General features: G+C 73.9%; 1 pseudogene. It reads left to right on the top strand.

Annotation, left to right across the window (positions count from 1 at the left end):
* Positions 1–8,650: pseudogene (locus tag AB0F38_RS14790) on the top strand (hypothetical protein); the annotation flags it as partial.

Raw genomic sequence — 8,650 nt, 5'->3', positions numbered from 1 at the left:
GTGTGGTCTTCGGGGTGGGTGAGGACGGTGGGCAGCGTCCGATCACCGGTGATCATGATCTGTTCGACGTCTCGACGCCGGGTGGTACGCGGATCGAGCATCCGGCGCATGACGCGCTGATCGAGGAGATGCGGGCGAAGGACATCGCCGTGATGCACGGCGCGCACATGTTCTGGAATCCGCCGACGGCTTTCGACAAGTCCATCTTCGACAAGATCGTCGGGTCGCATCAGGGTCCTGCCGGGGAGCCGTTGCTGCGGTTCCGTCCCGGCGCCGACCACGCCGAACTCACCTGGACCAACCCGCTCACGCCGCCGCCCGGCCTGTCTCCCGACACGCCGGCCTCGCGGGAGGGCGGCCCGGGGAACACCGTGCACGCGGACGGCATGGCCTTCCGCCGGCTGATCACCCCGGGCGGCGGGAACTGCCTCTTCCGAGCGCTGCTCGACAGCGCGCGCAGCCAGGAGATTCCGCCTGCGTGGGCCGCGCGGAACATCGCGGGGGTGCGCAGCCTGCTGCGCGACCACATCCCCGGCTCCGTCCTGGCCGCCAATGCGGCCGCTCTGATCCCCGACCCCGTTTCCGCCGTGGTCGACGACCTGCGGAGGCGCGCCGTCGCCGGGGTGCAGGATCCGGACGCTCTGGACCTGATCGCCCAGCGCTGGGACGGGATCGAACAGGCGGTCGTCACCGAGGGCGACCCCGCGCAGTGGCGGCGGATCCTGCGGGACAGCGGCTACCCGCACCTCGCCGACGTGGCGGCCACCCCCGCGGTCGCGCGGCAACTCGGCACGGCAGAACTGATCGCCGCGGCCGCCGAGTTCCCCGAGCTGTGGGCCTCCCCCTTCGCCGACCCGCTCCCGCAGGCGCTGGCGATGGCCCTCGACCTCGACCTGCGGCTCGTCCAGACCCGTCCGGACTCACCGGGGAACGCCCTCGTCACCGTGCTCCACGAGGGCGGCCACGGCGGCACCGTGCACCTCGCCTACAACGGCACCGACCACTACGACGCCCTGGTCCCGGCCTCGGCCCCGCTCACCTCTCGTCCAGCCCCGGCCGGTACGCGGGATCCGGCCTCCACCTCGGACCCCGCTTCCACGTCGGACCCCGCTTCCACGTCGGACCTGGCCTCCATCTCGGATCCGGCCTCCACTTCGGACCCCGCGTCTACGTCGGACCTGGCCTCCACCTCGGACCCCGCTTCCACTTCGGATCCGGCCACCCAGGACCCGGACGGCTCCGACCCCTTCGGGGAGTGGCTGCGCAGCATGGGCGGGATCACCGACCTCGGCAGTCCCGGCTCCGAGACCCCTGACCCCGGCGACCCCGTACCGCTGGAGACCCAGCTCGACCGGTACCGCCCGACGCGGCTGCTGACCGGCGAGGACGCGCCGCCGCCGGGCCCGGCACCGCGCACTGTGACCTTCGAGGACGGCAGCCGGCTGCCCACCGTCCTGATCAGTCCGGACGCCGATCCGCACGACGGGAGCCCGGGCGCTCGCCCGGAAGGGACCCCGCAGTCCCCGCCGACCGGGCTCCTCACCGGCCTCGGGACCATCACTCTGCGCTCGCCCGAGCAGGTGGCCCAGGAGATCCTCGGCAAGCTGCCGAAGAAGCTTCGCGCCCAGTTCGACGAGGCGGAGCTGCTGCGCCTGCTGACCGAGCAGCCCGGCGCCTTCACCGCCCCGCGCGGCGCCCGTTTCGTGGGCCGGGAGAAGTCCGGGGTCGGCCACGAGATGACGGTCGAGGCCGTCCCGTACCACCGCTGGGAGCGTTTCGCCGATGTGAACGGCGGTACCGTCCGGCTGGACACCATGCGGCGCGGCCAGGCCGGCACGGGCGGCGGACGCAGCGTCGGTTTCGGGCGCCGGATCGCCGGTGCGGTGAGCATGGGCCCGCCGCTCAGCTGGATGCTGAAGGTCGGCGTCTCACTGGGCTGGACCCGCAGGACCGACTACACCCTGGGCACCCAGGCGTACAACCAGTCCGAATACCGGGCCGTGGACGGTTCGCACCTGCACCTGGACGACGTCCACTACCGGGTGCGGGTGGAGCGCGTCACCGAGACGCCCAGCCGGAGCGACCAGAAGACGACCGGCCTGCCCGACCCGCCCGCGCAGGGCCCGCGCTGGCAGCGCAGCCCGGTGCACACCGCGGAGTTCGCGATGCGGGACGGGCTGGCCTGGCGGCTGCCCGACGACCTCACCGTGCCGTTCAAGGGGCCACGGCGGGCGCCGGAGACCCTCACCTTCCCGGACGGGATCGAACCACGGGTCGCCGACACCACCGGCCTGCACCTGGTGGACCCGCCGGAGGACGTGGCGCTTGCCATCTCCGGTGCGCGGCCCGGCAGTTCGGCGCACCGCACGCTGGTCTCCTATGTCCGGCCCGGGCGGCTGCTCGGCCTGTTCGGGCGGTTCGCCGGGCCGGTGAGCGGACCTGAGCTGACCCGTGGCAGCGGTCAGCACCCGCTGGGCCACCTGGTCGTGGAGCGGTCGGTTCCGCACCGGGCCACCCTGGTCACCGAGTCGGTCAAGGCGGAGCTGCGCGACCTCACCCAGACCTCGTACCAGAACCAGCGCGGCCACGTCCGCGACACCCGTTTCGGCATTCAGGTCACCGCCGGGCCGAACCACATGTTCGAGGGCGGGGAGACGAACGTACGCCTTCAGGGCGGCCCGATGGTCCGCGCGGACTTCAGCGCGGGGCGGGGCCATTACCTCGGGAGCGATGCGGCCCGCAAGACCACCGGTCGTGTCCGCAACCATCCGCTCGCGCTCTACCGGGTGGAACGCACCCTGATGGTGCGCAAGGCCGGCGAGCCGTCGTCCGCGGCCCACCCGGTCCGCGTCGTGAGCCTGGACTGGATCTCCACCCATGACGCGCGGCGGCTCGCGGGCTGGGACAGCCGTATGCCCGGCCAGACGGGCGGCCCGAACCCCGACGCCCAGCCGCCGGTGCCGTGGTACCTCACCCAGGAGGACCCGGTGCACCTGAGCGGCCAGGTCCGCGCCGAGGGTTTCCGCCCGGACCGCCCGTTGGGACCGGTATCCGACCTGGACCTGGACCAGCAGCAGGTCCAGGTGCAGGACCAGGACCAGCAACAGGAGCAGGTCCAGGACCCGGTGCTGGAGCAGGTCCAGGTCCAGGACCCCGTGCAGGACCAGGACCCGCAGAGCCTGTCCGGGAGCCAGGAGTCGTCGCCGCAGAGCACGACGCAGCCGGACACCCAGGCTCCGACCGCGGCTCAGGACACGGACCAGCAGCCTCCTGCCGAGCAGAACCAGGACGGGCAGCCCGCGGACGGGCAGCCCGCCCCCCAGGACCCCATGCGGGCCTTCGCCGACAGCGTCCTGGACACCCTGCACCGTTCGTACCCGTCGCTGTTCGTCCCGCCGCTCATGGTGCGGCACCCGCGGCTCGCCAGGTTCTGGTACGGCGACGGGCGGCTTCGGACCGCGCTGCACAACGACCGTCAGGTGCGCGAGGCGCTGAACCGGCCCACTCTGGCCCAGAGCCTGGACGACCTGACCACCACCGGTGTCCCGGTCGCCCTCACCGAGGACGGCAGGGTGACTCGCGGCCACCACATCCTGACCCTCCGGGCGCGGCTCACCGACCGGCGGTTCGAGACCACCCTGAGCGAACGCTCGCTGCGCAACGCGGTGATCGGCACCGAGGTCTCCGGCCAGGGGCAGCAGGCGGCCACGACCCTTTCCGGCGGGCTGGAGGTGGGGGTCTCACCGCGTGACGCCGAGAAGGTGACCGAGGCCAAGCTGCCGCGCCGGACCGGCAACGTGGCTCTCGGCGCCCGCTATGCGAGGACGACGCAGAAGGCCACCCGGAGCACGGTCGCTGTCGCCCACGACCAGCTGACGTTCCAGAACGGCGCAGACCTCTACAGCTACCAGGTGGAACTGGGCGCTTCCTTCGAGGGTCACCACCGCCCGCGTGGCTGGGCCCGGCTCCTCTCGGTGGGCGTGCTGGGCACGGGCTTCTTCGTCAGCAAGGTCCACGAGCGTCCGCTGTTCAGCCGGGGCAGCGAGACCGTGGGGCGGGTGGAGCTGGCCGTGCCGTCCGCGCACGGCTCCGACCGCTACGCCCCCGCCGACGGCACGGCACCCGCGCCCGCTCCCACGCCCGCGCCGCAGCGCCTCTCCGCCCTCGAGGCGGACCAGCTCCTCGACGGCACCCGCCCGCTGCCCACGGCGGTCTCGGACGACCAGCAGCTCGTCCGGCGGCTGCTGAGCGCCCCGCACGTGGTGCTCAGCGCCGAGGGCGGGCCGCAGCGCCAACAGCTGATGCAGGACACCGCCGACCGCGCCTCCGGCACCTCCTGGCACGTCAGCGCGCCCGGTGCCCCGGTGCGCACCGCCTTGCGCCGGGCGATGGCGAACCTGAGCGTGGCCGGGCAACTCGGCCAGTACCTCGGCCCGTTCGGCTCCCGCGTCACCGGGCTGAACGGCGCCGGCCCGTTCCGCACCCACTACCTGAGGGCCGCGGTCCGCGGCGAGCTGCACAACCTACGGGTCAAGAGCGACCCCAAGCCGGCCAGCTTCGAGGCCACCATCGGCAACGAGCACCGCATCATGGGCAACACGACCAAGGCCTCACGCGTCACCCTCGGCGTCCAGGGCGGCTACATGCCGCTCCAGCAGATCGAGGGCCACCAGCCGGTCGTCGGCACCTACGCGACCGCCCTCCAGTACGCCTGGGGCAAGGGCAGCGGCGTCTCGAACACCCTCACCCCGGGACGCACCACCACCCTCACCTTCGCCGGGCGGATGTACCTGGTGGTCGCCGACGCCGCCGAGACCATCGCGGTCCGGGACCGCTGGACGGCCATGATGGGTGCGGTGGGCACCCGCGCCGGAGCCGGCATCAGCTCGGCGGCCGGGCGGATGTCCGCGCGCCTCGCTCGCGGCCTCGCTCCCCGAGGGGCCGCCGCCGCACTCCAGCGCATCCAGGACGCGGTGATGTTCCACCTGCCGATGCAGGACGCCATCGAGGCCGGGCTCGCCCCGGACGGCCTGGGCACCACCACGCCGCGCAACCTCGGCGGCGGCTACCAGGTGCCCGCCTTCCTGCGCCGACGCCGCTTCCCCACACACCCCAGTGGTCAGCTCGACGCCAGTCACGCGGCGCGGGAGCTGATGGGGAAGCTGGAGAAGATCGGCGTGCCCTCGCACGACCGGGAGCAGGTCCTCCAGCGCCTCTCCCCGGACTTCCTCCGCGCCAACCTGCACGAGCTGACGACCGACGGGATGACCCTGCCGGTCCGCTACCGCGCCTGGACCAGCCCGCACCACCTGCCGGTGGGCGGCAGCTCCGGACAGATCCGGTTCAAGCTGACCCCGGTCACCACCACGGTGGCCAGGCTGCGCACCGGCTACGAACTGGAGGACTACCGCAACATCGCACGCGACGAGGCCGACGGCACCTCGCAGGACCGCGGCGGAGACGTGACCCTCAGCGCCGCCGAGCGTGCGACAAGCAGTGGCCCCCTCCTCGCCAACCCTTCCGTCCAGGGCACCGCGGGCCAGCAGCGGTCGAGCGTCCGGACCGTGGCCGCCGGCAGCACCTCGATGCCGAACATCGCCACCACCCAGGCGCACGCCGAGATCGTCACCAGCTACACCCTGACCGTCACCATGACGGACGCGACCGGCGAGCGGCTCTCCCCGCGGGCCGTCGCCCCGGTCGGCACCCTCAACGAGATCCTTCCGGCCGGCCTGCTCACCCCGGCCGGCGACGGTGCCGACGGTGCGCTCACCGAGCGGGACATGCCGGAACCGGAGCGCGCCGTGCGGTTGCTGACCGCCGCCCAGGCACGCCCGGAGGGCATCTCTGCCTGGCGCACCTCCGCCGCCGACGGCGGCGCCGACCCGGACGTCCTGCCCTTCGACGACCGGATCGGATCCGGCATCCTCGCGGTGGACATCCGCGGTGCGGCCAACGTGCAGGACGCCCTGACCCTCGCCACCGCGCGTGCCGACGGCGTCGGGGACGGCGACCTCGGCAAGCGGCACACCGGCGACATCCTCGACGAACGGGTGCGCAAGGCCCGTCTCACCCCGCTCACCGGCCTTGGCACCGTCGCGGCCCAGGCCCAGCAGGAGGCCACCGCGCAGACGGGCCTGACCTCCGGCTTCCGCGAGGCGCTCGGCGCCGGCGGCTCGCCGCTGCCCGCCCAGGCCTCCGCCCGCCTCTTCGGCCAGTCCCACACCGCCGACTCCCGCCTCTACGCGAAGATGCACCGCCGCGGCGCCCAGCTGCTCGCCGTGGAGAACAAGCCGCGCATGGAGGCGATGCAGCGGCAGAAGACCTCCGACGCGCTGGAGGCCGGTACCACCGACAGCATGGAGGGCGCGGTGGGCACCGCCCCGCTGTTCGACACCACCAAGTTCGGCGTCGTCAACCCTGGTGCCGCGGTCCCGATCGGCGGAGCGACCGACGGCACCGCGCTCAAGGGCACCGCGGACACCACTCTCGGCACCCACCTCAAGGTCCTCACCGACCGCAGCATGCTCTTCGCACTGCCGGTGAGCTGGCTGTCGGTGGCCGAGGTGGACCACCGGATGACCGACAACCGCGTGCTGCACGCGCTCGGCAAGGCCAAGCGCGGCCCGCGCGCCGCCGAGGCCGAGACCACCGCCCTGGTCTGGCTGCGTGAGGACATCGCCCGCGACTACGGCCTCCTGGACGACACCACGTTCCCCGAGGAGGTCCGCGCCGCCTGGGACGACCTGGCCAAGGCGGCGGGCGACCTCGCCACCGCCGAGAAGGGCTACTACGACGCCCGGGCACGGGCCCGGGAGACGTGGCTCGACCTGAGCGCCGAGGAACAGGCCGCGCTCGACGGCGTGGGCCAGTCACAGGCCGTCGACGCCTGGCAGGCCGCCCGCGATGAGGTCCGCCGCTGGCAGGAGCGCCTCGACGCCGCCGCCGCGGACCATCACCGGCTGAACCTCGCCGCCTCCCGCCTCACCGCCCACCACCAGGGTTCGGCCTCGGTCCCCGTACCGGACCGGCCGCAGGAGTACACCGAGCCGGCATGGCGCTCCGAGGCGCCGGAGCCGTACGGGATCACCGACGGAACCGACTCCGCCCCCCGCACCCTCACCTCGCCGGACGGCACCACGGTGCGTGAGGTGCACGAGATGCCGCACGACGGAGCCTCGTTCTTCCACGCGCTGCTCGCCGCGGCCCAGGACCGCGGTCGCCTGCCCCACCTGCTCGGTACCGACCTCGCCGGCCGGTTCGAGGGAGCCCCCGGCGACCCGGAGGTCACCGCCGAGGCCATCGGCGCCGCTCGCGACCGCCTCGCCTGGGCGCTGGGCGAGGACGGCAACGAGGACCTGCTCGACTCCCTCGCCCTGGATGTCGCGGACACCTTCACCCAGGACGAACTCGACTCCGCCCAGGTGAAGCTGACTCCCGCGCAGCAGGCCGAATTCGACGCCTTCGGCCGTCTCCCGCAAACCTTCTGGCCGAATTCCGCAGAACGGGTGGCGCTGGCCACCGCGGCCCTGTCCCGCCCGTTCGCGAGCGAGCCGCGGCAGGAGGGCACGGACCACCCGGACGGCGAACCGGCCCCGCCCGAGCGCCGCGCCGGCGACCACGGCGGCGCCGACCTACTGCCCGCACTCGCCGCTCGGGTCCTCGGCACCCCGCTGACCGTGGTGACCGGTGAGGGCCGCGACCAACTGTTCCTCCCGCACGGCGTCGACCCGGCCGCCGTCGACCCGGCCGCCGACCCGGTGCTGTTCTCCGCCGACGGCTTCTTCCACGCCGCCCTCCCGCCGGGCGCCCCCGCCCCGGTCACGGCCGCGCTGCCGGCTCCGCCGACCGCCGGGACCTCCGGCACGGACACCGGGCACACCACGAACGAGCAGCCGGCGAAACCTCCCGCGCACCGCAGCCACACCACCGCGCCCTGGCTGCCGCCCGCCGAAAGCAGCGGCCCGCGCTACCGCCTCGACCGCGACGGTGTCCTCACCGCACCCGACGGCGCCACCTACACCCAGGACACCCCCACCGGACGCGGCAACGGCTTCTTCGGCGCGCTCTCCACCGCCCTGACCCAAGCCGCCGAGCAGCCCGGGCCGTTGGGCTCCGAGGTGGCACGGCTGCGCAACTACGCCCAGGCGTCGCCCGCCCGGCTGATGGAGCTGAACGGCCTCCCGGGCGACCCGGCAGAGCGGAACTCGCTGTTCGCGCCCCCGCCCCTCGCAGCGTCCGGCGGGTCTCCCGCGCCGAGCGCGGACGCCCTGGAAGAGCATCTGCGCAGCCACCTCGCCGAGGCCCCCTGGGGCCCCGGGGCCGACCGGGCGGTCGCCGAGTGGGCCGCGGCCGCGACCGGCACCACCGTCACCCTGATCGAGGAGAACGGCACCGCCCACACCTACCCCGGCCCCGCCGGTGAGAGCGGCCCGCACATCCGGCTCCGCCGCCGCGGCGGCGACTTCGTCCCGCTGGTCCCGCGCACGCCGGCAACCGGTCCGGCAACGACGCAGACCGCGCCGGAGGAGAGGGCGCAGACCGACGGCACCGGGCTGGGTCTCTCGTCGTCGGCGGATGTGGTTGTGGAGGATGCGTCGTTGTTGTCGGTGCAGGACGCGGCGTCGGTGCCGTTGCCGCCGTCTCCGAC

Origin of the sequence: Streptomyces sp. NPDC025273 (assembly GCF_040638585.1) — a bacterium.
Taxonomy (GTDB): Bacteria; Actinomycetota; Actinomycetes; order Streptomycetales; family Streptomycetaceae; genus Streptomyces; species Streptomyces cinereorectus.
Note: the sequence above shows the minus strand (reverse complement) of the source record. Positions and strands in the feature narration are given on the sequence as shown.